Genomic DNA, 23617 nt, shown 5'->3' with positions numbered 1-23617 from the left:
TGCCTCTTCGGGCAGTTCCCCGTGCAGCTCACGCCTCTGAATCGTGTGAGCCGATTGGGCCGATTGCGACCCGAGTGGGAGCGCGGCCACCCGCTGGGCTCGTACCGGGATTTTTTCCCGTACGACGTGGAATCCCGGCCGTTCCGTCATCCGGACGGACGCAGGGAACCCCCAAAAGTGGAGGTACCGGCGGGGTTGCGCGGGTTAAGGCGCCTACCGCGGCGCACTTTCGCCCACACCCGTTCGTGTCCGAACCAACCCTGATCGGCGGATCGCCGAGTGCGCCATCAGCTGCAAAGGTCGAGTGCTGTTCGGCAGCGAGCGTTCCAACGAACAGGAGCACCACAGGTCATGGCGAGCCCCACTGTGAAGCCGGTTCTGCGCACCGACTACCAGCGTTCCGTCGCGGACTACTGGAACAAGGAGAAGGACCCGGTCAACATCAAGCTCGGTGAGGTCGACGGCCTCTACCACCACCACTACGGGCTCGGCGCGTACGACCCGGCGGTGCTGGGAATGGGCGACGAGGCGATCATCGCCGAGATGCACCGGCTGGAGACCGCGCAGGCCGAGGTGCTGCTCGACGCGTTCGACGACGTTCCGCTGGGCGGCCACCTGATGGACGGCGGCTCCGGTCGCGGTGGCACGAGCTTCATGGCCAACGCGCGGTTCGGTGCCCAGGTCGACGGTGTCAGCATCTCCGAGCAGCAGGTGGCGTTCGCCAACAACCAGGCTCGGGAACGCGGTGTCGCGGACCAGGTCCGGTTCCACTTCAAGAACATGCTCGACACCGGCTTCGAGACCGGCTCGTTCAACGGGATCTGGACCAACGAGACCACGATGTACGTGGACCTCCAGCAGCTGTACGGGGAGTTCGCGCGGCTCATCGCGCCCGGCGGCCGGTACGTCTGCATCACCGGCTGCTACAACGACCTGACGGGTGGCCGTTCGCGCGCGGTCAGCCAGATCGACCAGCACTACATCTGCAACATCCACCCGCGCAGCGAGTACTTCAAGGCGTTGGCGGACAACGGTTTCGTGCCGATCAGCGTGATCGACCTGACGCCGGAGACCATCCCGTACTGGGAGCTGCGCGCGAAGTCGTCGGTCGCGACCGGCATCGAGGACCCGTTCCTGACCGCCTACAAGGAAGGCAGCTTCCACTACCTGCTGATCGCCGCGGACCGCGTCTGATGCGGGACCTCTTGAACGGGCCGTCCGGGCTGGGCACATCCGCTGCCCGGCTCGGGCGGCCCGAGGCCGTTGAGCTGCCGCCCGAACCCGGTTACGCGGAACGGCCGTGGGGTGACGGCACGGCGCCTGCTCTCTACGTGCCGGTGCTCGAACGCGAGGACGACCTGCTCGCCGCCGCCGTCGACGAGCGGCTCGTCGCGTGGGCGGGGGACTGCGGTTTCGAGGAGCCGGAACGGTTCCTGGGCGGCAAGTTCGGACGCCTTGCGGTGCTCACCCACGTCGACACGGACGACGTCGAGCAGCTGCTGATCGCCGCGAAGCTGAACGCGGCGTGGTGGGCGGCCGACGACCTGTACGCCGACAGCACCGAGATGGGCGCGGTTCCGGCCGAGCTGCCGCCGCGCCTCGCGCTGGCGATGGCCGCGATGGACCCGGTGGCGCCGGCCGCCGAGTTCACTGCCGAGCTGGAGGAGACGCTCGCCGCGGACCCCGTGCTCGTCGGTCTGCGCTCGGGCATCGCTCATCTCTCCTCGCGTTCCACAGCCACTGTGGTGCAACGGGTCTGCTACTCGACGTTCGCGATGTTCGTGTCGTGGGGTGCCTATGCGGCCTGGCGGCACACCGGGAACTACCCGCCGGCGTGGCAGTACCTGGCGACGCGGCAGCACGACACGTTCTACACGTCGATGACGTTGATCGACGCTGTTGGCGGCTACGAGCTGCCGGCGCCGCTGTACTACGACCCGCGCGTGCGGCAGCTGCTGACCGCGGCGGGCACGGCGTCGGTGATGGTGAACGACCTGGTGTCGGTGGAGAAGGACGCCGCCGACGAGCAGCCGGTCTGCAACATGGTGCTGCAGATCGCGGCCGACCGGGAGTGCTCGATCGCCGAGGCCGTGGAGCGCACCGTCGAGCTGCACAACCAGCTGGTGCGCGACTTCGAGGCCGGGCACAAGGCGCTGCTGGCGGTGCCGTCGCTGGAGCTGCACCGGTTCCTGAAGGGCACCAAGGCCTGGATGGGTGGCGGCTTCGAGTGGCACACCACGCATCCGAGGTACAAGTGAGGAACTGACACGACTTGACGAGACTGTCACCACGGCGATGTGAGACTGCGTGGATGCTTCCCGCCGATGTGGAACGCGCCACCGGTCGCTACCTCGCCGTGGCCGACAGGCTGCTGCCCGGCCGGATCGCCGGGTTCTACGTCGTGGGCTCGGTGGCCCTCGGCGCGTGGCGTGCGGATCGCAGCGACATCGACTTCATCGCTGTGGTGGAAGGAGATCTGCCCCCTCGCAGGCTGCGGGCGTTGCACGCGCTGGGCAACCTGACGGCTGCCGGGCGTGCGGTGCGCCGGGTCGATCCGGCGATCCCGGGGACGGTGAACGGTGCTTTCATCGCGGTCGATGATCTGGGCCTGCCGGTGACGACGATCCGGCCGTTGGGGTCGCACAGCGGGTGGACGGTCAAGCTCGGCCGCGGGTTCGAGGTCAACCCGGTGGTGTGGAAGGTGTTGCGGGACAGCGGAGTGGCGGTGCGCGGACCCGAGCCTGCGTTGCTCGGACTCGACCCGGAACCCGGCCGGCTCCGCGAGTGGAACCTCGGCCAGCTGCGCGGTCACTGGCGCGGCTGGGGAGAGGGGCTGGCGAGCGGATCGGTGCGCCGCGCGAACCCCGGGCGGGTGCTCGGACCGCCGCGGCTGCACCACACGGTCGTCACCGGCGAGGTGATCTCGAAGGAAGCCGCCGCCGAGTACGCGCTCGACACGTTCGGAAGCCGGTGGGAGCCCCTGATGCGGGCGGCGCTCGCGCACCGCGACGGGATGCCCGTGGCGTTCGCGGGACTGCTCCGCGCGGCTGGTGAGTTCACGCTGGAAGTGCTCGCCGAGGCGGAGTCACGGTCCACTGTGGACTGATGGTTCACTCTTTTGTCGCAACGGTCCTGCGCATGTCCGCGCTGCTCACGGGGTATTCGGTGATCCCAAACCCAAGGTCCCCCGTCCGGGTGGTTGCCCGGATGCGTGTGGTCCCCGCGCGGTCGTGAGGAGTGGTTGTGATGGCACACCTGCGTCGCCTCGTCGACGTTCGCACCGGTGACGAGTTCGATCAGCCGGTTCCCTTCGGCCTGGTGTACCCGGTGTGCACAGCGGACGGTTCGGCACCTCCCAGTCAGCGCGGGCGGACCTGGGAGCACCTCGTGGCGAGTGACCGGGAGTTGCGGCCGGTCGTGTGAAGGGTGCTCGCACCGGGTATTGCCAGGTGAGGGTGCCCGCCTGGGCACGTCCGGTGAAGGGAGTTCGACATGGACTTCGGACAAGGGCTGACGGACGCCTGGCGGGCGGTGGCGACGTTCGTGCCCAAACTGGCGGCCTTCCTGCTGATCCTCGTGATCGGCTGGCTCGTCGCCAAGGCCGTGGCAAAGCTGGTCGACAAGGTGCTCGAGCGGGTCGGCTTCGACCGGCTCGTGGAGCGCGGCGGGATGAAGCAGATGCTCGCGCGCAGCAAGTACGACGCGTCTGATCTTCTCTCGAAGCTGGTCTTCTACGCGCTAGTGCTGATCACGCTGCAGATCGCCTTCGGAGTGTGGGGCCCGAACCCCGTTTCGGAGCTCCTGACCGGCATCGTGGCGTGGCTGCCCAAGGCCGCGGTCGCGATCATCATCGTCGTCGTGGCGGGCGCGATCGCCAGTGCTGTCAAGGACTTCATCGCCAGCGCGCTCGGCGGTCTGTCCTACGGGCGGACGCTCGCGACCATCGCGTCGGTGTTCATCTGGGCGCTGGGCATCATCGCCGCGCTGAACCAGATCGGTGTCGCGACCACGGTGACCACGCCGGTGCTGATCGCGGTGCTCGCCACCGTCGGCGGCATCCTCGTCGTCGGCATGGGCGGTGGCCTGATCCGGCCGATGCAGGACCGGTGGGAGGGCTGGCTCGGCCGCGCGGAGCAGGAGCTGCCGCAGGCGCAGGCCCAGGCGGAGGCCTACCAGCGCGGCCGTGAGGACGCGGTGCGGGCTCGCACCGAACCCGAGCCGGTCACGCAGGAGGTTCCGGTGGCGGATCCGGTTCTCGGCGCGCGGAGGCCTGAGGACCGTTGAGCTGTTCGAGACGAGGCGCGCCCACCGCGGTGCGCCTCGTTCTTCATGCGAGCTCGTTCGACAGCGGCTTCGTGTCGTGTGCGTGGGCGAGCTGGCAGACCGCCATCAGCCGGACGCCGAGCCACGACGTGGGCGTCCAGTGCGGTTCGCTTTCCAGGAGCCCGCGCGCGTACGAGGCCAGCAGCACGACGGCGGCCACGGTCCCCGCACCCTCGACGCCGAACAGCAGGATGTCGCGCACCGCGGCAGCGTGCTGGTCGACCTCGGCCAGGAGCGCGGGGGTGATGGCGAGCGTCGTCCAGCCGGCGATGCCGATCCGGTCGGACAGCTCGGAGATCCACCTCCGCGCGTTGTTCACACCACGCATCCCGCCACGGTAGCGAAGCACGGTGAAGCCCCGGTTTGAGGGCGCTCGAACCGGGTACTCCCGCGCGGGGCGTCAAGCAGTCGGCGCAAGAGACTCGGCTGTGGAGGCGAGCGATGACCCTCGACGACATTTCAGTGCAACAACTGCGCGTGAACGCGTTGGAGAAGCTGGACAACGCGGTGTGCACGGCGCTCACCAACATCGAGGCGGACGAGGCCCGCAAGTGCCTGCACGAGGCACTGGCCGACTGCGCCGCCACCGACACCACCGTGCCGCCGCAGGTCCTGGCCTGCGTGGAGGCCGCCGACGAGCACCTCGGCTTCGGCGAGCGGATGGAGTCGCGGACCCTGCTGACGGCCGCCCACCGCATGCTGGCCAAGCTGCCGCGGCTGGGCGTGCCGCGTCCCTCCGTTCCCGGTGACGTGATGCTGAGCAGGTGATTGATCCACGGCCCTCCTGGGTATTCGAACGCGTGTTCGGATGAAAGGGGATGGTCGTGAACCGCACACCCGAGAAGGACCCTGAGGACTGGACGACCGGCGACGAGCCGATGACCGGTCCGCAGGAGTCCTACCTGCACACACTCGCCCAGGAAGCGGGCGAGGAGGTGCCGGGCGAGCTCACCAAGGTCGAGGCCTCGCAGCTCATAGACCGGTTGCAGCAGAAGACCGGTCGCGGAAGTTGATCGTGTCAGGCGCCCTGTTCCCGGGTAACCGTCGCCTGTGGAAATCGAACAGAGGGTGACCGAGTCGAACCTGCTGGCGAGCTTCTCCGACTACGCGGAGGCCCAGCGGCTCGTGGACAGGATGTCGGACGACGGCTTCCCGGTGGAGAGCGTGCGGATCGTCGGCGAGGGCGTCCGGACCGTGGAGCAGGTGACCGGGCGCATGACGCGTGGCCGGGCGGCGGCAGCGGGTGCCGCGAGCGGTGCCTGGTTCGGTGTGCTGATCGGGCTGCTGTTCGGCCTGTTCACCGCCGGTGCCGCGTGGGTGTGGATGTTGCTGATCAGCCTGCTGATCGGTGCGTTCTGGGGAGGCGTGTTCGGGTTCGTGGCGCACTGGTCCACGCGCGGCCGGCGCGACTTCTCCAGCGTCATGACGTTGCAGGCGCAGCGGTACGAGGTCCACGTCGACAGAGCGCAGGCGGCCCAGGCTGCGCGGTACGTGCTCTGAATGCAGACCTTCCTGCCGTATTCGGACTTCGCCGCCACGGCCCGTGTGCTGGACCGGCGGCGGCTCGGCAAGCAACGCGTCGAGACGTTGCAGGTGCACCGCGCGCTCGTGGTGCCGGGGCACGGCTGGCGGCACCACCCGGCGGTGCGGATGTGGGCCGGGTACGAGGAGGCGCTCGTGCGGTACGGCCTGGAGGTCTGCGCGGTGTGGCGCGCCTCGGGCTTTCCCGACACGTGTGAGGCGACGCTGCGGTCGGATCTGGCGCGGGCCAAGGACATCACGGTGGTGCGCACGCAGGACGAGCTCGCGGCGGCGGGCGCGTTGCCCGGTTGGCTGGGGGACGAGGCGGTGCACCGCAGTCACCGGTCGGCGTTGGTGCGCAAGGATCCTGAGCACTACCGGAGTTACTTCCCCGATGTGCCGGACGATCTGCCCTGTGTGTGGCCGGTGTCGGATCCGCCGACGCTGGCCCGCACGGTGAACCCGTCCTCGTCGCGTCCCATCGACACGTAGTCGCAGGTGCGGTGCAGGACCCACAGCCCCAGCCCGGCCGACCGGGTCGCCGTCGTCGGCACCAGCCCCGCCAGTGGATCCGCCGGGCCGGCCCCCTGGTCGTGCACCGCCACCACCACGCGTGAGGCGTCCGCCCACAACCGGAACCGCACCGGCGCGACGCCGTGGGTCAGGCCGTTGGTGACGATCTCGCTGGCCGCGTACACGATGTCGTGCGCGTTGTCCTCGGTGAGCTCGGTGCCCTTGATCGCCTTGTTGACCGCCTCCCGCGCGGCCGCGGGTGTCGGGTCGACCAGCGAGACCTGTGGCGCGCCCTGTTCCAGCACGTCGGGGACGGGTCTGCTGAGCGGCCGCCCGTTGCCGAAGTCGGGGCTCGGCAGGTGCTCTCCCGACGCCGTGGCGATGTACTCGTGGGTGCGGGTGACGTCGGCGAGCACCTCGGGCGGGGTGATCCTGGTGTCGTACGGGCACAGGCCCCACAGCGGGAACTCGGCGAAGAGCTGGTTGACGGCGTTCTCGTAGCGGCCCCACCAGTCCCACGGCACGCCGAAACCGGGGTGCGGGACGTCGCCGATCGCGCGGATCTGGGTCGCGCCGGCGCGTGCGTGCCCGCCGTAGATCTCGCGGTAGCTCGCGATCGCGTCGGCCGGCCTGGCGTACTGGTCGGCGCCCGGCAGGTGGGTGACCGCGTTCTCGTGGCCGAGCGCGCCGCGCAGCAGAGCTGTGTTCTTCTCGGCGCACGCGATCAACGTCGGCTGGCCGTCCCGCAGGCCGCCCTCGACGAACGGCACCGCGATGGCCAGGAAGTCGTCGTCGGAGCCGTAGAACGCGGTCTCGTGGTAGAAGCCCGTCATCGGCGGCGCTCCACGCCGGGCAGCCCGGAAATCGCCGTACCGGGCAGCGGGTGCGGCCGGGCGGCGACGTCGGTGACACCGGACGTGCGCATGGCGTCCGATCCTACGCCTGATCCATCCGGGCGAACCTGGTCGCCGATCCGCACACTCACCGGGACTGCGCTACCGTCTTCCGGGGGTTGAGCAGGCAGCCCGTGTGACGGTTGTCCGCCTCAGTGAGAGGTTGCCGCATGCGCACCGACGATGCTCCCTTCCGCACCACGAGCGAGACCGTGGGCCCGGCCGTCGTCGTGCACGTCGCCGGTGAGCTGGACGACGTGACCGCGGAGGAGCTGTCCGGCCGCCTGGACGACGCACTGCGCTCGGTCGCACCGCCCGCACCCGTGGTGGTGGACCTGACCGATCTGGACTTCTTGGGCGCGTGCGGGATCGGACTGCTGCTGGACTGCCAGGACAGGTGCCTGCGCCGGGGCAGCGCGCTCGTGGTCGTCGCGAACGCCGCCACCGTGCTGAGACCGTTGCAGGTGCTGGAGCTGACGGACGTGCTGGGCGTGCGTTCGAGCCTGCCGGAGCTCACGCCGCCGGAGGTGTCCGGCCGGGCGTGATCGGTCCACAAAGGACCTGGGGATCTTCTGAGGAGGAACGCCGACGGACGACGCCACGGACGGTTCCGCGTACGCGATGCTCGCGACCCTGCTGGAGGACAGCCACCTCGCCACCCTGGAGCGGTTGCCGGAGCTGGCCGAGCAGCGGGCTGCCGCCGCCGGGCTGTCGGAGGTCCTGATCCTGCTCGCGGACCTGCGCGAGGAGTCGCTGGTCGCGCTGCACCCCGAGGAGAAGCGCTCGTTCCCGGTCGACGCGAGCCTCGCGGGCAGGGCGTTCCGCGACCTCACGCCGATGGTGACCGCACGGGACGGTGCGCAGCACTTCTGGATGCCGTTGCTGGACGGTACCGAACGCATCGGCGTCCTGGGAGTCACCGCACCTGATCGCTCGAAGACCACTGTGGACCACGTGCGGTCGCTGGCTTCGCTGGTCGCGTTGATGTTGGTGAGCAAACGCCCGCACAGCGACACCTACCAACAGCTCGTGCGCGCGCGGCCGATGGCAGTGGCCGCGGAGGTGGTGTGGCCGTTGATGCCGCCACTGACCTTCGCCACGGACAACCTGGTGCTCACGGCGGTGCTGGAGCCCGCCTACGAGATCGGCGGCGACGCGATCGACTACGCGATCGAGGGCGACGTCGTGCACCTGTCGATCTTCGACGCGATGGGGCACGACCAGTCAGCGGGCCTGACGGTCGCGCTGGCGACGGGGACGTCCCGCAGCTTCCGGCGCCGCGGTGCGAACCTCGTCGACACCAGCGTCGCCGTGGACGAGGTGATCGGCGAGCAGTTCGGCGGGCGGCGGTTCGCCACCGGCGTGCTCGCCGAGCTCGACTTCCGCACCGGTGTGCTGAGCTGGGTGAACCGCGGTCACCCGCCACCGTTGCTGATCCGCCAGGGCCGCTGGGTGCGCCAGCTCCGCTGCCGTCCGGCGCCACCGATGGGCTTCCAGCTGCCCTCGGCTCCGACGCTGTGCCGTGAACACCTCGAACCCGGCGACCGGCTGCTCTTCTACACCGACGGCATCGTCGAGGCCCGCGACGCGCACGGTCGCCAGTTCGGCCTGCGGCGGTTCGCGGACTTCGTGATCCGCCGCGAGGCCGACGGCTGCCCGGCGCCCGAGACGTTGCGACGTCTCATGCGGACGGTGCTGGGCCATCAGAACGGCAAGCTGCAGGACGACGCGAGCGCGCTTCTCGTGGAGTGGCAGCACGATCGCGAGAAGTCGGTGCTCGTGCGGCCTCCCAGCCGTGCCTGAATCGGCTAGTGGCGTGGCTCAGAACGTTGCCGGTGAATTCGCGGTCAGCCGCGATGCACCCTGCTGAGCGTGCATTACCCACCAACGTTCTGGGTCGCGCCACTAGAGCATCGGTGGCAGCGCCCGGTAGCTCTCGGTGTAGTAGTCGCCCGTGCGCTGCCGGTAGTCCTCGTGGTTGTCCGGGTCGTACTCGGGCGCGTTCTTGATCTGTTCCTTGGTGCGGTCGACGTAGACCTTGCGCTCGTCGTGGTCGATCCGCTGGACCGTGCCGACGGGCAGCACGACCTTGTGCCCGAAGATCCACGGTCCGGTGTCGACCATGAGGCAGTCGTTCGGCACCTTCGCGTTGTCCTCGTCGATCTTGCCGATGCCGCCGTCGGTGGCCTCGACGTGGTAGCCGATCAGGCCGGTGTCGGGGCGCCGCGCGAGCTCGGCCTCGTCGTGTTCGGGCTCGTTGGCCCAGGACGGGTCACGCCACGCCCACGGGACGAACGGGACTGGTTGCATCTCGACCTCCCTGTGTCTTGCCGCCGGGGTACCCGGCTAGACCCGGTCGAGGAACCTCTTCATCATGTCGATCTGCGCGGCGCGGGACTTCTCGATCCTGCCCGCGAGGCCTTTCACCTCCTCGTGCGCGCCGCTGCCCGCCTCCCACCGCGCCATCTGCACGGCGTCGTCCTGGTGTGCGATCAGGACGTTGAGCAGCCGTTGATCGAACTCCTTGCCGTGCAACGCGGTCAGCCTGCCGATCTCCTCGGGGTCGCTGCGGCGCATGCCACCGTGGCCGGCGTGCGAGTCGGGCGGCGCGGTGAGAGGTTCGCCCCACGCGGTGAGCCAGTCCTTCATCGTGCCGAGCTCGGTCGCCTGCGTGGACTCGATCGCGGCGGCGAGCATCCTGACGTCGTCGTCCTGGGCGCGTTGTGCGGCCAGCGCGACCATCGAGACGCCCTGCTCGTGGTGCGGGATCATCATCTGCAGGAACATCACGTCCAACGGGTCACCGCGCAACGTGGTGTCCGGCTGCGGGGCGCAACCGGACACCACGAAGGCGAGCAGCAGCAACAAGATCCGCATCAGACGCGTTTCCAGAGGGCCGGCGTGTTCGGCGGTTCCCACCCGGCGATCGCGGTGTGCGCGAGGGTGCACTCGTAGTTGTTGCCGTTGTAGCTGACCCGGTTGCCGATCTGGTACGTCGTGCCCGCGGCCCAGGTTCCGCTCGGAGGCGGCGCGGTGGTGGTGGTCGTGGGCGGTGGCGTCGGGTTGCTGGTCGTCGGCGGCGGGTTGGTGCCGCCACCGAAGTCGACGTCCGAGCAGGTGTAGAACGCTTCCGCGCTGCCGACCACGCGCTGCCAGATCGAGTAGATGATGTGGCGACCGGTGCGTTGCGGGATGTTCAGCGTCCAGTTGGTGAACGTCGACGGGTTCTGGTTGTTGAACGTCTGCAGGTGCACGAGGTCCGACCAGCGCAACGGCTGCGTGGGACTCCAGCCCTGCCTGGTGATGTAGAACTCGAAGTTGCTGTTCGAGTGCGGCGCGGACGCGTGGTAGGTCACCGTCAGCGACCCGGCCGAGATGCGCTTGGCAGGCCAGTCGGCGCGTTGCAGGTCGAGGCCGCGGTACTTGTCGCGGCCCGCGCTGCACAGCTTGCCGTCCGGGATCTTCGTGCGGTGCTGGCCGCCCGCGTCGAGCAGCGACACCTCGTTCCAGTCGTAGAACGCCTGCGTGCCGCCGGCCGCCACGGCCGCCTTGCACGCGTCGGACTTCGGGTTCTCCGGGTTCTCCTGCTTGCACGTGTAGACCCGGCTGGCCGGATCGGACATCGTGCCGTGGGCGCTGGCGGTCGTCATGGGGACGATGAACGCGACGGCCAGAGCGGCGGATGCGGTGAGGCTCGCTAGGGCGAGCCGATTCCGTGCCTTCATTGCTCCTCCTGGCAGGCGGAGGCGGCGAACACGTCCTCGGGGGACAGGTGCTCGCTGGCGGGATCGGCGGCCCGGTTCACGAGTGTAAACAATTGGTTGGACCATTACGACGGCCAACCGAAGGAATTCGAACGCCCGCCGCGCGATCATTAGGCTTCAGTCATGTCCGCCCCGAGACCTGACGACGTGCACGCGCTCGACGAGCTCATCGCTCGCCTGCGTGCGCTGAAGGTGTGGGCGGGCAACCCGTCGTTGCGGCAGATGGAGAAGCTGTCCGGGCTCGCGCGCAGCACGCTCGCGGACGCGCTCAGTCCACGTAGGAAGACCGCGCCGGCCGTGGAGGTGCTTCGCGGGCTGCTCAAGGCGTTCGGTGTGCCCGACGGCGAGGTAGAACCGTGGCTCGCCGCGTGGCGCCGGGTGCAGGCCGAACCGGCTCGTGTCCCGGTTGCCTCTGTTCATGTGCCGCGCCAGCTGCCCGCGGTCGTGCCGGGCTTCACCGGGCGCGCCAAGGCGTTCAAGGAGCTGACCGTGCTGCTGGAGGGTGGCAGCAGGCTCGCGGTCGTGTGCGGGATCCCCGGTGTGGGCAAGACGGCGCTGGCCGTGCAGTGGGCGCACCAGGTGGCGGGCCGGTTCCCGGACGGACAGGTGTACGTGGACCTGCGCGGGTACTCGGCGGGGCCGCCGGTGACGCCGGACCAGGCGCTGGCGCTGGCGATCCGGGCGTTCGGCGTACCCGGTGAGGACATCCCGCTGCAGCAGGACGCGATGGTCGGGATGTACCGGTCGATCACGTCCGACAAGCAGGTGCTGGTGGTGGTGGACAACGCTCCGAGCGCGGCGCACGTGCGGCCGCTGGTGCCGGGCGGGCCGGGGTGCATGACCGTCGTGACGAGCCGCGATCGCCTGGCTGGCCTCGTTGCCCGCGATGGCGCGCATCGTTTGGAGCTCGGCGTGCTGTCGCCGGAGGAGGCGCCGGCGGTGGTGATCAGCGTGCTGGGCCCGGAACGGGTGCTGCGCGAGTTGGACGCCGTCGACGAACTGGTCCGGTTGTGCGGCTATCTGCCGCTGGCGTTGCGGATCACCGCGGCGAACCTGGCTGACCGTCCACATCAGACGATCGCGGAGCTGATGGCCGAGCTGACGGCCGGTGACCGGCTCGCCGCGCTGGAGGTGGAGGGCGACGACGACGCGGCGGTGCGGACGACGTTCGGGCACTCCTACGCGGCGCTCGATCCGTTGGCACAGACGCTGTTCCGCCGCATGGGTGTCGCTTTCGGGCCCTCGCTGCCCGCCCGTGCCGCGGCGGTGTTGCTCGACCGCCCGGAGGCCGAAGCGGCGTTGCGGACTCTGGTGGCGGCGCACCTGGTCGAGGTCAAGTCGGCCGGTCGGTACGGACTGCACGATCTGTTGCGCCTCTACGCGCGGGAACGGCATGCGGCCGAGGAGAGCTCCGACGGTTCGATCGGCCGGCTCTACGCGCAGTACTTGGACGCGGCGGTGGCTGCTGCGCGGGCGGTGCGGCCGGACTTCTCGGTGCTCGCTTCATTGACTCCGGCGCACGCTTTCGCTGGTGCCACCGAGGCGTTGCAGTGGTTCGACGCGGAACGGTCCACGTTGGTCACGGCGATCGAGCAGGCCGAGTCGCTCGGGCAGGCGCCGATGGCGTGGCTGCTGACCGACGCGCTGCGCGGCTGCTACTGGCTGCGCCGCTACACCGTGGAGTGGCTGGCCGTCGCGCGCGTGGGTCTGGCCGCTGCGTCGCGGCACTCCGATGCCGGCGCTTGTGCGGCGATGCACCTGTCGCTGGGCACGGCGCAGTGGGGCGCGGGTGATCATCGCGCAGCGGCCGGGCACTTCGAGCACGCCGTGGAGTTCAGCCGGGCGGCGGGGGACAGGTTCCGGGAGTTCACCACGCTGGGCAACCTGGGCGGCGTCTACGCGGAGCTGGGGTCGTTGGAGGAGTCGGCGGACTGCTTCCGGCGCGAGCTCGCCTTCCACACCGAGATCGGCGACGTGGCACGGCAGGCGCGCTCGCTCGGCAACCTGGGCCAGGCGGAGATGCGGCGTGGCCGGCTGGTCGAGGCCGCCGCGCACCTGCGCGCCGCCGTCGAGCTGCGGGAGTCGATCGGCGAGTCCCGGTCGGCGGCGAACACCCTGGGCGCGCTCGGCGTCGTGCACCGCTACCTCGGCGACCTCGACCAGGCGGCGCACTTCCTGGCCAGGGCCCGGCAGCTCAACCACGACCACGAGGACCGGGTCAGTGAAGCGGCCGCGCTCGACGACCTCGCCCGCGTGCACCGCGACGCGGGCCGGCTGGACGAGGCGTTGCGGTGCGCGGAGCAGGCGTTGTCGCTCGCGAAGGGCTCCGGCCGGGTCGAGATCGACGCGCTGATCACCGTCGCGGCGGTCTGCGGCAGGCGCGACGACCTGCGCAGGGCGTGGAGGATGGCGGTCGCGATCGGGTACGGGCACGGCGTGGCGGACGCGTTGGTGGAGCTGGCCTGGCTGAATCTCGCCGCCGGCGACTTCGCCGCGGCCCTGCGGGACGCGTCCGAGGCACGGGAACGGGCGGCGGCGACCGGTCAGCGCGTTCTGGAGGGCTTGGCGCTCACAGCCCTGAGCAGCGCGTACTCGGCAGCTGGTGACCCAGGGCCAGCCTCCGACGCCGGTGCGCAGGCGCTGGAGGTCCTGCAGAGCGCCGGGTACCGGGGTGTCCGGGATCGTCCGAACAGCTTGTGAGCTGTTCCCGGCCTTGATACATCGATGGGTCGAAGGGGGATCTCATGAAGAAGCTGTCTGTCGTCCTGTCCGCCGCACTGGTTCTCGGGCTGTGCGGCGCGACGTCCGCCCAAGCAGGCGGATGCATCACCCTGCCGCCCGGCGATCCCGTGTTCGACCCCGGCTCCAGCTGCAAGGTCGAGTTCTCGATGAACCCGGCGGTGGCGGGCGCGAGCGCGCTGGTGAAGGGCTACACCCAGTACGCGGAGGTCACCATCGCGGCACCGTCGTTCCTCAAGGACACCGCTGACGACGGCCTGGCGGCCCACCTGTGGGTGCGCGCCCAGTACCAGGAACCCATGCCGCCTGGTTGGTACGAGAGCCGGATCGCCAGCGTGTCCGGAAGCGGTTCGACGAAGGACATCGAGTGGTCGGCCGCGTACGTCGAAGCGTTCGACGTGCGGGTGTGCGTAGGGGAGGGCACCGCGAACTGCACGGAGTGGCGCTGACCGCGGGTGTCCGGATCTGTCCGGGGCTGTCCGAACGTCTTCCCAGGTGAGAGGGCTGCGAGCGACGCTTTTTGAGTGCTGAACTCGCTGAACTCGCAGACGCGCTGCCGGCCGCTCCAGGGGGTCTGGACCGGCAGCGCCTCCCACCACGTGCCCCTGGCGAACGTGATCCTGCCCAGGAGCAGCGGCTGATGAGTTTCGGTCCTGGGAGGAGTCTCTACTTCCATGGACATGCACAGCGTGATGTGTGTGAGTGACCTCGCGAGGTCGTTGGAGTGGTACACGGTGTTCTTCGGCCGTGCCGCCGACGAGGCAATCGGCGAGGAACACCTCTGGCAGACCGGCTCGAACGCCTACCTCGTCCTCGACGCCCGCTCGGTGCGGGCCGCGCGGGTGGGTGGCTCGATGATCACGTTCGGGGTGACCGCGGCCGAGTTCTCCGGGACCCTGGCCCGGTTGGCCGCGGCCGGTGTCGCGTGTGGACCCGTCGAGACCTACTCGAACGGCGTCCAGCACGTCGAGGTGCTGGATCCGGACGGCAACAGCCTGTCGCTCGCGTCCCTGCCGGCCTGAGTTCGGTGCGGCAAACTCGTCGTCATGACCGATCCCGTGGTGCAGGCCTTCATCGCCGCCGTGAACGACGGCGACGAGAAGGCCTTCTTCGACCTGCTGAGCCCGGACGCGACCATGTCCGACGACGGCACGGACCGCGACCTCCGCGCGTGGACTGCCCGCGAGATCTTCGACGACAACGGCCACATGGAGGTCGAATCGTCCTCCGACGCCGGAAAGTCCCTGATCATCCGCTACCGCAACGACACCTGGGGCGAGATGCGCACGTACTGGCGTTTCGTCGTAGAGTCCGGAAAGGTGAGCCGCTTCGAGACGGGACAGGCATGACCGACGAATCCGTGCTGGGCCGCATCAACGAGCTCGTCGCCGAGGAGCACGAGCTCCGCGAACGCCTCAGGGCCGGCGATATCTCCACCACCGAGGAACACTCCCGCCTGCGCGCCGTCGAAGAGGCCCTGGACCAGTGCTGGGACCTCCTGCGCCGCCGCCGAGCCGCCCGTGCCCAGGGCGAGTCGGCCGACGACGTGCCCGCGCGCTCCGTCGGCGAGGTCGAGGGCTACCTCCAGTAGCTCAACGCTTCCACTTCTTCTGCACGGCGGCGCCGAGCTTGCCGAGGGCGTTGCGCACCCGGCCTTGCGGGCTCGGACGCGGCACCAGTTCGTTCGTCTCGCTGTTCAAGTCGAGCAGGTACAGGTAGGTAATCCCTTTCGCCTCGAGTCTGGCCGGTGCCGACTCGCCCGCCAGCGTCCGCTGGATCGCCCGGCGGGCCCGCATCGGGACGTACCAGGGGGTGATCAGCAGGAGAACACCCGCGAACACCCAGGCGGTGATCAGTGCGGAGAGGAGAACCGGGTGCCTGTTCTCCCCTGACGCCAGCCACATCACCGTCGCGGTGGCGAGGAAGACCACGCCGTAGACCACGGCCCAGCCCGCGGTGGCGGCGGCAGGGTGGTCCGCACGCAGGGGTTTCCACTTCTGGTCCGGGTCCCGTTGCCACCGCTTGAGCGACTTGCCCTGCCGGAACGCGATGACCGCCGCGGCCACCACCGCGACGGCTCCGAGCACGGTCGCGATGACCGGCAGGAGTGGCCGCACCAGGTGCACCACCAGGACGGCCAGCAGGAAACCGTTCCAGAGAAGGCACAGGCCGGCCACCACGAGTACGAGCCTGTTCAACACCACGCGCCAGCCGTCCACGATCAGTGCGAACGGGGTGCGAGGCATCGCCGGAATGCTGCCCAGGATCATCAGCGCGATGACGACTGCGGCGACACCTCCGAGTGAAATGGCACCGACCTCCGACTTCGTGTCGTCGGGGGCAGTGATCGCGTGAGTCACGAGCGGTACGACCGGGGACAGCAGCACCAGGCCGTGCAACATCGTTCGGGAACGCAGTGCCGCATAACCGAACACCGCGAGCAACGTGCCGGCGCCCAGCGCCGCGGCAGGGGCGATGAGCCCCTTCGGCAGCAGGTTGAACATCGCGAGCATCAGCATCACGGCACCGATCGCGATCGCCAGCAGGCCTCCTGCCTGAGCGATGCGGTTGCCGCGGGTGAGGCCGTGGACCATCCAGTACGGCAGCAGCGTGGCTCCCCGAATGAGGCGGGTCACCGGTTTGACCGCCCCGAGTCCTGAGCGGTCGCTGTCCAGCACGCTCGCGGTGACGGCGGCCGCGGTTGCCGCGGTGCGGATCATCTGGTCGCCGGTCAGCTCCTCGGCCAGCGGCTCGCGGCCGATCCTCGCCTGGTCGAACGCAGCGAGGGCCGCCAGTGCGCGCTCCACGGCCGCAGGCTCGGGTGCGAAAGAGGCGCGCTGGCCGAGTTCGTTCAGCAACGTCTCCCGCTGGACGATGAACAACGCTCCTGCGGACCTCTCGTTCGCGCCGTCGTTGAGGTCGGCCTGGACAGCGTCTTTGAGCGCGCTGAGTTCCTCGGTGATGATCCGCATGTGCAGGCCCCACGTGACCAATTTGGCCAGTGCCTCGGCCGTTGGCTCCAGCCGATCGGCTGAGTCGGCGCCGTAGATGGTCTTGAGCTCGTTGATGGCCGTTCTGATCTCGCTGCCCAGCTCGGGCGGCGCCGTCTCGCCGAACAACGTCTTCACGAGGCCGTTGACCTTGTCCTCGGCAGCCTTGGCCGGGTCGGTGCCTTCGGGCATCTCGATGTTGTACTGGCGGTGCAGCCGTTCAGGCGAGAGCACGACCTGGCACAGCGTCGTCGCGGCGTCGAGCCGGCCCCAGATCCAGTCGTTCACCCGCCAGGAACGCTTGAGGAATCCGGAAAACCGGCCGAGTGAGGCACCTGCGGCCTTGTCGTCCGGCGTGCGGCTGTACTTGGCGAACGGGTTCACCGTCTGAAGGCTCAGCTGCACGAGTTCTACCGGCTGGTCGAGCCCGGTCGGTGCGACGTCACCTACGCACGTCGCCGAGATCTCCAACGCCAAAAGCCGCGACAGCAGCAGTCGCGAGCCGTTCAGCCCGGTGTAGGCCTCAACGCCCGTGAGCGGTGCGTTGAGCAATGCGCGCCATGCCGTGAGCCCGGCCATCTCGTCGTGATCCGGCAGAACACCGTTCAGCACCCTGCAGGTCTTGAACAGGATGCCGCCGATCGCCTCGACTGCTTCGCGTACCTCCCCGCCGATGCCACCGCGTGTGCAGAGCCGCTGGTAGTACCGATCGAGGCGTCCTTCCCAATGCTCGTGGTTGGGCACCGTCTGCTCGGCATCAGCGTCCAAGTCCGTGCGCAGCTTGCGGATCTTCATGCGGTGGGTGTGCAGGTCGCTGCGCAGACCCGCGACCACGTCAGTGGTCTCGCCGGTGCCGGGCAGCACCCACACCAGGCGCTTGAGCAGGTCCAGCGTGGCCGAAGCGAGTCGTTCGGCCATCGTGAAGCCCCACGGCCAGGTGCCCTCGTCACCGAGCACGGTCAGGGGCGGTGGGTTTCGCGGTACATAGGGCAGTGTTCGAGTCTTCGCCCATTCGCGCTGGGCGGCCTCGGCGGCGGTGCGTGTGCGTTCGAACGACCAGCTGTGCCTGACGGTGACCTCGCTGTCGAACAGCCGGCCTGCCAGTTGCTTTGCCGCGTAACGGATCCGCACGTCCTTGTACTGGCCGTACAGTGCGCCGGCCAACTGGTAGACCTGTGACACCAACGAACCCGGGTGTTCCCCGTGCAACTGGTTGAGCAGCGCGTTGCGGCCGATGCGACGGGAAGCGGCCGTGCGGTTGTGCTCCTCGACTCTGTCCACATAGGTCCGGCCGCTCTGACTGTAGAGCGCGCCGAGCAGCTTGCCGCCCGTGCCGAGGACACTCGGACAGCCGTCTGGCTTGTCGTGCTGCCGTTCGTCGCCGTTGCTGGGGGCGTGCGGGAACACCAGCAGCATGACGCGCCGGACCCTGCCCTGGGCAGGCATCCGGTCGATGGCTTCCAGTGCTTCCTTCGTCGGCGTGTTGACCAGCACGCCGCCGTCGACCGCGAACCGGGACCTCTCGCGATCTCCGCGATGCCAGCTCGCGTTCGCACCCATTCCGGAGCTGTCGTCGGACGGCACCGGAACGTACGACGGCTCGAAGGCGAACGGGAACGAGGCGGTCGACCTGGCCGCCAGGGCGAGGCGCGCCACCAGGTGCGGCTTCAGTTCTCTTTGCTCGCCAGCGAAATCGTCGTGGGTGGATCCGCTTTCCGGTGGGTCGCGCCGGAACGAGAAGCTGCCCTGGTGCACGGTCTGCGTGAGCTTCTGACCGAGGTCGTCGTAGCTCGTCTTCGGCACGCCGTTGAGCAACGTCGTGGTGATCCGCAGGTCTATCGGCGCCTCGTCGGCCGACACCGGCGCGAAGCCGTCGGTGAGCCGGCCCAGCGCCTCGGTCAGACGCGGCAGGAAGTACTCGTCGCCGCGCAACAGCGACGGCGGCTGCCCCTTGAACGGCTGCCGCAGCAGCTCGTCGAACCGACCGTGCTCGACCCACATGTCGCGCAACGCGCTGAGGTCGGCCTTCCTGTTCACCTGCGACAGGGCCAGCGCGGCCCCGTTGATGCCACCCGCGGACGTGCCGGTGATGACGTCGGCCCGCGCGGTGCCGCCGACCAGGTCGAGCGTCGCGTGGTAGGCGGGGTCGCCGCCTTCCTTCGTGGCTCGGGTGAGGCGGTCGAGCTCCAGCACCACGCCGCCCATCCACACGGCGAGGCTGACCCCGCCGTTGAGGACGACGGCGAAGCGGATCTCCTCCGGGTGGCGGTTGTGCTCGGTGCTCATGGGAGATAAGTCGCAGATCACCCACAGCTGGTTACGCCGAACGTCGATTCTCGATCAGGTGAAACGCCGCTGGCCGTGCCGCCGATGAGCGCAGGTGGATCTGCACTGCACCCGGAGGCTTTGATGCGGAAACAGCCCGGCTTCGCCACAGCCATGATCTTCACGGCGGCGGCCGGTGTGATCGCGAATCTCGCCGACGACGGTGTGCTGCGGATTCCCGGGATCGGCGCGGGGAGTACTGCGGCGACTGCGGTGCTGGTCGCGGTGTTCATCCTGCTCGCCTACCTGTTCGTGGTGGGCGAGGACCTCTCGCTGGTGTTTCGTGCTCCGGTGCCGGCGGATGCGATCGACGCACTTGCCAGGACTGTCGCAGCACAGCTGGAGCAGGTGAAATCGCCGGAGACGGGCGACGAATCGGCAGCTGTGGCGCAGTGGCGGCAGCAGAAGGCCGGGATGCTGGTGATCCTCGGCCAGCCGTTCTCGGGCAAGACGGCGCTCGCGCAGAGGTGCGCCCGTGACCTGCTTGCCGATCGGGCCGGTGGAGGCCCTGTTCCGGTGTTGTTGTCGGTTGCGGGCTGGAGTCCGGTGAACGGCAACCTGGCCGCTCGTCTTGCCGAGGAGCTGGCGGCGACGTACCCGATGCTGGGGGCGTTCAGCACCGTCGGGCGCAGAGGGCGCCGGCAGCGGCGTTCGGCAGCGGCGAGTTTGGTCGACGCGGGTGCGATCGTGCCGATGCTCGACGACTTCGATCGGCTGCCGCTCGGCCGGCGCCAAGACCTGTTCGCCGAGCTGAGCGCGTTGAAGACGCCCGTTGTGCTGATCAGCCGTGAAGCGCAGTTCGTCGAGTCGAAGACTGGCGCCACACCGTCGATGACCGTGGTGCGGGCAGAGCATGAGCTGGAGATGCTGCCGTACGCGGCGTTGCGCACCACCAGTGCGAGTTCGAGTCGGTTCGCTCCGTGGCACATCACAACGGCGACAGCAGCGAGCGAGTGGCTGTCCGCAAGTCTTGGTGAGCGTCAATCCACGCTACGACTGCGGCTGCCGCACCACGCCGCTGACTTCAAGCCTGGCGAATCGTGGACCTCCCAGCTGCGGATGCTTGCACTGGAGACCTCCTTGCGCGTGGCGGGCAAGTTGCCGCCACAGCTCAGAACGCTCGAGTTCCTGGCTCATGAGCTTCGGCGTCTCGGCGAACGTGACATCGCGTGGTGGCGACTGCGGCGGATGGTGCCCAAGATGGTGTACCGGGTTGTCGCGGTCGTGTTCGCGGCGCTGGCCGGGGTGTCCGCGTCAATGGCTGTCGCCTTGCCGATCCCGACGACGGCCGAGGGCATCTTCGGGCTGGTGATCGCACTGAGCGTGCTGGCCCTGTTGAGTGAACCAGCGGCCAGGTCGACCGCACCCGCACCGGTGCGGGTGCGCTTGTCGCGTGGTTTGTGGTTGCGGTGGGCCATTGGTGCGTGTGCCACCGGCACTTTGGGTGCATCAGTGCTGGTGATGCAAGGTGCCCCGGTAGCCGACGTGCTGTGGTTCGTCGCGGCATGCGCCGGAGCGGGACTCGTGGGCGGCGTGCGATCCGGCATGCACATCGGGTTCGGGGATGAAGTCGAGTCACCGCAACGGTCATTGCGTGACGATCGCGTCCTGGCCGTGCTGATGGGCGGGTTGGGTGGCCTGATCACGTTCGTCGTGCTCGCCGTCACCGGAGGGCTGGCGCACAACGCGTTGGCGGCGGTGGTCCTGTGCGTGGTGGTAGCCGTCGCAGTGAGCAGCACGACCGCCTACTACCGATACCTGGTCGCGACGGTGTGGTTGTGGCTGCTGCGAAGGGCTCCACTGCGGTTGTTCGGGAAGTTGGAACACGCTGCCGCCCTCGGCCTGTTGTTCCGGCGCGGCGGTGTCTACCTGTTCCGGCACAACCTGGTTCAGGACGTCCTGGCGGTCCACCGGGGCGAGCAGTCCGATGCTCTGCTCCAGGTCGACCTGGCCGCTGCCGACGCTGTTTCCGATCAGCGTGAGGATCTGGTCGATCGCGCCTTCAAGCGGGCGGACGTGCACGGCGCGGTCGAGGCCGAGCGAATCGACGACTTCAAGGCCACCGTCGCGGACCTGGTCCAGTCCTCGCGTGACACGATCGTGGCGACGACAGCCCTGGCGCGCGAGCGGTTCGTCGCGGCCAAGAGTCGTTATGTGAAGGCAGCGGTCGACATGTGGCCGTTCCGTGCGGCGACCACCTACGGGATGCTGTCGCTGGCGATCGCCGCCGCCAGTGCGACAACGTGGCTGATCTCCGAGTTCGGTCTGCCGCAGTCGATTTCGGCCGCGCAGGTCGCCAGGGTGATCGGCGCAGGCCTGGTGTTGTTCGCCGCCGGCGCGATGTCCTGCGCGTACGCGCTCGTTGAAAGGTCGCCCGAGTCACAACGGTCGATGAGGATCGCCCTCAAGCGGATCCGACTGCCGCTTTCTCTGGACTTCTGGCGCACCATGGCGGCGGTGTGGCGAGTGAGCCGTTCGTTGCGCGTCGACTTGCCGGGAGTCGTGCTCGGTGCCACCGCTTGCGCGCTCGGGGTGCTGGCAGTGTTGTTCGTGGTCGCACGCGCGCCAGCGCTCCTCAAGTCGATCACACCGTCCATGTTCTTGGTCGCCTTGGGAGTGGCGCTCCTGCTGGCCGTCGCCTGGGCCGGTACCCGCAGGGCTCGTCGGCACGCTCAGGCGGTGCAGTCGGACTTCCCGGACGACTGGCCGTCGGAGGACGACTCCCCGAGGTACCTGAGGCTCGAGCGCCAGGCGGCCATCACGGCGTACGAGGACTGGATCCGAGCGTTGGTGGAGGACGGCGTTCTGCCGCTGATCGCCGACGAACTGCCCACAGTCGCCGCACCTTCCTACGACACCACGCTTCCCGACGCGTCGGTCCGGAAGCTCAGCGACATCACCAAGGAACCGCAGTTCGTGCCGACGGACACCAGCGCGCGGCTCACCCGGATGCTGCACACGATGTCCAGTGGCGCGATCGGGCTCAGCGGGCCGCGGGGCAGTGGCAAGAGCACGGTGCTGCGGGCGTTCGGCGAGCACAGGTTCAGTGCGGGGCCTACGGATCTCACGTTGCTGGTGTCGGCGCCGACCAACTACAACAGCCGGGACTTCCTGGTGCACCTGTTCGCCAGTGTGTGCGAGCTGATCGTGCCGCCCAGCTCCGAACCAGCAGGTGTTCGGCGGCGCCGTGGCCGGTTGTTCTCGGTCCTGACGTTCGGGCTCGGCACTGCCTTGGCAGCGGGTGGCCTGTTGTGGCCACAGGTGCAGTCCGGCGCCCGATGGGTGAGCGGCAACATCGCCGGAGCTGTCGCGTGGGCCGGTGCGGCACTCATGGCGGTGACGATCGCGTACTGGATCACCGCGTTGGTCGTGCGCTGGTTCGTGCGGACTGAGGTGCCTGTGGGGTCGTTGGAAGCGAGTGCGCAGCGGCACCTGGCGCGGTTGCGGTACCTGGAGACGACTGTTTCCACCTCCAGCGCGGCGTTGAAGCCGCCAGGTGGGGTAGAGCTCGGGTATTCGCGCGGTGCGCAGCAGGCTGCGGTGGCGCGGACGTTTCCGGAGCTGGTGGCGGACTTCAAGGGGTTCCTGCAGGAGGCCGCGCTGCGCCAAGACGGCCGGGTCGTGGTGTGCGTGGACGAGCTGGACAAGATCGGCACTGCTGCGGATGCGGAGCGGTTCATCAACGATCTGAAGTCCGTTTTTGGGGTTGAGGGGTGTTTCTACCTCGTTGCGGTGTCGGAGGATGCGTTGGCGGCGTTCGACCAGCGGACGTTGGCGGTGCGGACGACGTTCGACTCGGCGTTCGACGCGGTGATCAAGGTGCCGCGGTTCGGGTTGGCGGACACGCGGCGGTTCCTGGTGCAGCGGGTGTTGCGGTTGCCGGAGCCGTACGTGTGGTTGTGTCATGCGTTGTCGGGTGGGTTGCCGCGGGATTTGAACCGGATCGTGCACCACATGTACGACCTGAGGGCGTCGCAGCAGATCAGCGATCTTGCGTCGCTCACGCGTGAGCTGGTCGGGCAGGACCTTGCGACGCAGGCCGATGCGCAGCTGGCGCGGGTGCGGGGCGGGGTGGACGGGGGCAGCAATGCGCTCGTGCGGTGGTTGGCGCAGACTCATCGGGTTGGACGCACGCCGGGTGCGTTGCTCGATCATCGTGGGCTGGCGCCGGAGCTGGGTGGGGTCGAGCCGCCGGAGCTCAGTGATCGGCTGCAGTTGTTGCGCGACCAGTCGAGCAGCTACCTGCACTACGCCGCGACGTTGATGGACGCCTTGGTGTGCAAGACGGATTCGACGATCGCGGCGGTTCGCGACTGCGCTGAGCAGGACAACCCGTTCGCCATGCTCGCCGAGGCGCGGACGTTGCTGTCGGTGGATCCGTTGCTGGCCAACGGGTTGGTCGACGCGGCGGGGAAGGCGCTCGACCGGCTAGTTTCCCGCGCGCAGGTCTAGGGCATTTGCCGGTAGTGCCACCGGATTCGTTGCGGCCTGGGGAAATGTTGGTGCGCGACGTGCGGGCGAGTGAGCTGAAGGCCGTTCGTTCTGGGGT

Annotated in this window: 23 protein-coding genes; 17 read left to right on the top strand and 6 right to left on the bottom strand. The window is 69.0% G+C overall.

Annotated elements, in window-relative coordinates; translation table 11 throughout:
- The first annotated feature begins 351 nt into the window (after positions 1–351).
- The 5 genes from LFM09_RS46630 (at position 352) to LFM09_RS46610 (ending at position 4284) form a co-directional block, all read left to right on the top strand.
- The gene (locus LFM09_RS46630; protein ID WP_414103091.1) at positions 352–1194 is read left to right on the top strand and encodes a geranyl diphosphate 2-C-methyltransferase; all 843 of its coding nucleotides are present in this window, start codon (positions 352–354) and stop codon (positions 1192–1194) included.
- Positions 1194–2258, top strand: coding sequence for a family 2 encapsulin nanocompartment cargo protein terpene cyclase (locus LFM09_RS46625; RefSeq protein WP_414103090.1), 1065 nt, complete (start codon positions 1194–1196; stop codon positions 2256–2258). Before LFM09_RS46630 ends, LFM09_RS46625 begins: the two co-directional genes overlap by 1 nt.
- Before the next feature lie 53 nt (positions 2259–2311).
- A complete protein-coding gene (locus tag LFM09_RS46620) occupies positions 2312–3106 on the top strand; it encodes an aminoglycoside adenylyltransferase domain-containing protein (RefSeq protein WP_414103089.1) in 795 nt (264 codons plus the stop codon).
- 140 nt (positions 3107–3246) lie between these two features.
- Positions 3247–3423, top strand: a complete 177-nt coding sequence (locus tag LFM09_RS46615) for a hypothetical protein (RefSeq protein WP_414103088.1) — start codon at positions 3247–3249, stop codon at positions 3421–3423.
- A 69-nt stretch (positions 3424–3492) separates the two neighbouring features.
- Complete coding sequence (locus tag LFM09_RS46610) at positions 3493–4284, top strand: mechanosensitive ion channel family protein (RefSeq protein ID WP_414103087.1); 792 nt, start codon at positions 3493–3495, stop codon at positions 4282–4284.
- 43 nt (positions 4285–4327) lie between these two features.
- On the opposite strand, the gene LFM09_RS46605 is transcribed toward LFM09_RS46610, so the two are convergent.
- The gene (locus tag LFM09_RS46605) at positions 4328–4651 is read right to left on the bottom strand and encodes a DUF6401 family natural product biosynthesis protein (protein WP_414103086.1); all 324 of its coding nucleotides are present in this window, start codon (positions 4649–4651) and stop codon (positions 4328–4330) included.
- 113 nt (positions 4652–4764) lie between these two features.
- On the opposite strand from LFM09_RS46605, the gene LFM09_RS46600 reads away from it, so the two are divergent.
- From LFM09_RS46600 to LFM09_RS46585, 4 genes are read left to right on the top strand one after another with little or no spacing between them, the layout of a single operon-like run.
- Positions 4765–5091 (top strand): hypothetical protein, encoded by a 327-nt coding sequence (locus LFM09_RS46600; protein WP_414103085.1) that lies wholly within the window; start codon positions 4765–4767, stop codon positions 5089–5091.
- A gap of 56 nt (positions 5092–5147) precedes the next feature.
- The gene (locus LFM09_RS46595) at positions 5148–5336 is read left to right on the top strand and encodes a DUF3072 domain-containing protein (RefSeq protein WP_414103084.1); all 189 of its coding nucleotides are present in this window, start codon (positions 5148–5150) and stop codon (positions 5334–5336) included.
- 55 nt (positions 5337–5391) lie between these two features.
- The gene (locus LFM09_RS46590) at positions 5392–5823 is read left to right on the top strand and encodes a general stress protein (protein WP_414103083.1); all 432 of its coding nucleotides are present in this window, start codon (positions 5392–5394) and stop codon (positions 5821–5823) included.
- Positions 5824–6336 carry an MSMEG_6728 family protein gene (locus LFM09_RS46585; RefSeq protein ID WP_414103082.1) on the top strand — a complete coding sequence of 171 codons (513 nt, stop codon included), beginning with the start codon at positions 5824–5826 and terminating at the stop codon, positions 6334–6336.
- Here LFM09_RS46585 and LFM09_RS46580 read toward each other — a convergent pair.
- Complete coding sequence (locus LFM09_RS46580; protein ID WP_414103081.1) at positions 6228–7190, bottom strand: anti-sigma factor RsbA family regulatory protein; 963 nt, start codon at positions 7188–7190, stop codon at positions 6228–6230. The genes LFM09_RS46585 and LFM09_RS46580 overlap by 109 nt on opposite strands.
- A gap of 230 nt (positions 7191–7420) precedes the next feature.
- Here LFM09_RS46580 and LFM09_RS46575 point away from each other — a divergent pair, with 230 nt between their 5' ends.
- Entirely contained in the window at positions 7421–7795 is a 375-nt protein-coding gene (locus tag LFM09_RS46575) for an anti-sigma factor antagonist (RefSeq protein WP_414103080.1), read from the top strand.
- 76 nt (positions 7796–7871) lie between these two features.
- Positions 7872–9053, top strand: coding sequence for a PP2C family protein-serine/threonine phosphatase (locus LFM09_RS46570; protein WP_414103079.1), 1182 nt, complete (start codon positions 7872–7874; stop codon positions 9051–9053).
- A 102-nt stretch (positions 9054–9155) separates the two neighbouring features.
- On the opposite strand, the gene LFM09_RS46565 is transcribed toward LFM09_RS46570, so the two are convergent.
- The 3 genes from LFM09_RS46565 to LFM09_RS46555 are packed head-to-tail and all read right to left on the bottom strand — an operon-like array spanning position 9156 to position 10975.
- Positions 9156–9560, bottom strand: a complete 405-nt coding sequence (locus LFM09_RS46565; protein ID WP_414103078.1) for a PRC-barrel domain containing protein — start codon at positions 9558–9560, stop codon at positions 9156–9158.
- A 36-nt stretch (positions 9561–9596) separates the two neighbouring features.
- Positions 9597–10127: a DUF305 domain-containing protein gene (locus LFM09_RS46560; protein ID WP_414103077.1), complete on the bottom strand. Its 531-nt coding sequence runs from the start codon at positions 10125–10127 to the stop codon at positions 9597–9599.
- A complete protein-coding gene (locus tag LFM09_RS46555) occupies positions 10127–10975 on the bottom strand; it encodes a lytic polysaccharide monooxygenase (RefSeq protein WP_414103076.1) in 849 nt (282 codons plus the stop codon). Before LFM09_RS46555 ends, LFM09_RS46560 begins: the two co-directional genes overlap by 1 nt.
- Before the next feature lie 162 nt (positions 10976–11137).
- Here LFM09_RS46555 and LFM09_RS46550 point away from each other — a divergent pair, with 162 nt between their 5' ends.
- From LFM09_RS46550 to LFM09_RS46530, 5 genes are all read left to right on the top strand, one after another.
- Positions 11138–13714 (top strand): ATP-binding protein, encoded by a 2577-nt coding sequence (locus tag LFM09_RS46550; protein ID WP_414103075.1) that lies wholly within the window; start codon positions 11138–11140, stop codon positions 13712–13714.
- 44 nt (positions 13715–13758) lie between these two features.
- Positions 13759–14202: a hypothetical protein gene (locus LFM09_RS46545; protein WP_414103074.1), complete on the top strand. Its 444-nt coding sequence runs from the start codon at positions 13759–13761 to the stop codon at positions 14200–14202.
- A gap of 225 nt (positions 14203–14427) precedes the next feature.
- Positions 14428–14775: a VOC family protein gene (locus LFM09_RS46540; RefSeq protein WP_414103073.1), complete on the top strand. Its 348-nt coding sequence runs from the start codon at positions 14428–14430 to the stop codon at positions 14773–14775.
- 24 nt (positions 14776–14799) lie between these two features.
- Positions 14800–15102, top strand: a complete 303-nt coding sequence (locus LFM09_RS46535) for a nuclear transport factor 2 family protein (RefSeq protein WP_414103072.1) — start codon at positions 14800–14802, stop codon at positions 15100–15102.
- On the top strand, positions 15099–15344 hold the full coding sequence (locus LFM09_RS46530; protein WP_414103071.1) for a DUF2630 family protein: 246 nt from the start codon (positions 15099–15101) through the stop codon (positions 15342–15344). Before LFM09_RS46535 ends, LFM09_RS46530 begins: the two co-directional genes overlap by 4 nt.
- A 1-nt stretch (position 15345) precedes the next feature.
- On the opposite strand, the gene LFM09_RS46525 is transcribed toward LFM09_RS46530, so the two are convergent.
- The gene (locus tag LFM09_RS46525) at positions 15346–19029 is read right to left on the bottom strand and encodes a patatin-like protein (RefSeq protein WP_414103070.1); all 3684 of its coding nucleotides are present in this window, start codon (positions 19027–19029) and stop codon (positions 15346–15348) included.
- A 123-nt stretch (positions 19030–19152) separates the two neighbouring features.
- Here LFM09_RS46525 and LFM09_RS46520 point away from each other — a divergent pair, with 123 nt between their 5' ends.
- A complete protein-coding gene (locus LFM09_RS46520; RefSeq protein ID WP_414103069.1) occupies positions 19153–23520 on the top strand; it encodes a hypothetical protein in 4368 nt (1455 codons plus the stop codon).
- Positions 23521–23617 lie beyond the last annotated feature (97 nt).

This window comes from Lentzea alba (assembly GCF_047445655.1).
GTDB lineage: Bacteria > Actinomycetota > Actinomycetes > Mycobacteriales > Pseudonocardiaceae > Lentzea > Lentzea alba_A.
The sequence above is the reverse complement of the archived record's forward strand: the minus strand, read 5'-3'. Positions and strand labels throughout refer to the sequence as shown.

What these genes read in the sequence shown, in the direction of transcription:
- LFM09_RS46615 (WP_414103088.1), top strand. Translation starts at nt 3,247, where the DNA reads ATGGCACACCTGCGTCGCCTCGTCGACGTTCGCACCGGTGACGAGTTC.
- LFM09_RS46525 (WP_414103070.1), bottom strand. Translation starts at nt 19,029, where the DNA reads ATGAGCACCGAGCACAACCGCCACCCGGAGGAGATCCGCTTCGCCGTC.
- LFM09_RS46630 (WP_414103091.1), top strand. Translation starts at nt 352, where the DNA reads ATGGCGAGCCCCACTGTGAAGCCGGTTCTGCGCACCGACTACCAGCGT.
- LFM09_RS46625 (WP_414103090.1), top strand. Translation starts at nt 1,194, where the DNA reads ATGCGGGACCTCTTGAACGGGCCGTCCGGGCTGGGCACATCCGCTGCC.
- LFM09_RS46580 (WP_414103081.1), bottom strand. Translation starts at nt 7,190, where the DNA reads ATGACGGGCTTCTACCACGAGACCGCGTTCTACGGCTCCGACGACGAC.
- LFM09_RS46570 (WP_414103079.1), top strand. Translation starts at nt 7,872, where the DNA reads ATGCTCGCGACCCTGCTGGAGGACAGCCACCTCGCCACCCTGGAGCGG.
- LFM09_RS46550 (WP_414103075.1), top strand. Translation starts at nt 11,138, where the DNA reads ATGTCCGCCCCGAGACCTGACGACGTGCACGCGCTCGACGAGCTCATC.
- LFM09_RS46585 (WP_414103082.1), top strand. Translation starts at nt 5,824, where the DNA reads ATGCAGACCTTCCTGCCGTATTCGGACTTCGCCGCCACGGCCCGTGTG.
- LFM09_RS46545 (WP_414103074.1), top strand. Translation starts at nt 13,759, where the DNA reads ATGAAGAAGCTGTCTGTCGTCCTGTCCGCCGCACTGGTTCTCGGGCTG.
- LFM09_RS46605 (WP_414103086.1), bottom strand. Translation starts at nt 4,651, where the DNA reads ATGCGTGGTGTGAACAACGCGCGGAGGTGGATCTCCGAGCTGTCCGAC.
- LFM09_RS46540 (WP_414103073.1), top strand. Translation starts at nt 14,428, where the DNA reads ATGGACATGCACAGCGTGATGTGTGTGAGTGACCTCGCGAGGTCGTTG.
- LFM09_RS46535 (WP_414103072.1), top strand. Translation starts at nt 14,800, where the DNA reads ATGACCGATCCCGTGGTGCAGGCCTTCATCGCCGCCGTGAACGACGGC.
- LFM09_RS46520 (WP_414103069.1), top strand. Translation starts at nt 19,153, where the DNA reads ATGCGGAAACAGCCCGGCTTCGCCACAGCCATGATCTTCACGGCGGCG.
- LFM09_RS46565 (WP_414103078.1), bottom strand. Translation starts at nt 9,560, where the DNA reads ATGCAACCAGTCCCGTTCGTCCCGTGGGCGTGGCGTGACCCGTCCTGG.
- LFM09_RS46610 (WP_414103087.1), top strand. Translation starts at nt 3,493, where the DNA reads ATGGACTTCGGACAAGGGCTGACGGACGCCTGGCGGGCGGTGGCGACG.
- LFM09_RS46575 (WP_414103080.1), top strand. Translation starts at nt 7,421, where the DNA reads ATGCGCACCGACGATGCTCCCTTCCGCACCACGAGCGAGACCGTGGGC.
- LFM09_RS46555 (WP_414103076.1), bottom strand. Translation starts at nt 10,975, where the DNA reads ATGAAGGCACGGAATCGGCTCGCCCTAGCGAGCCTCACCGCATCCGCC.
- LFM09_RS46600 (WP_414103085.1), top strand. Translation starts at nt 4,765, where the DNA reads ATGACCCTCGACGACATTTCAGTGCAACAACTGCGCGTGAACGCGTTG.
- LFM09_RS46560 (WP_414103077.1), bottom strand. Translation starts at nt 10,127, where the DNA reads ATGCGGATCTTGTTGCTGCTGCTCGCCTTCGTGGTGTCCGGTTGCGCC.
- LFM09_RS46530 (WP_414103071.1), top strand. Translation starts at nt 15,099, where the DNA reads ATGACCGACGAATCCGTGCTGGGCCGCATCAACGAGCTCGTCGCCGAG.
- LFM09_RS46620 (WP_414103089.1), top strand. Translation starts at nt 2,312, where the DNA reads ATGCTTCCCGCCGATGTGGAACGCGCCACCGGTCGCTACCTCGCCGTG.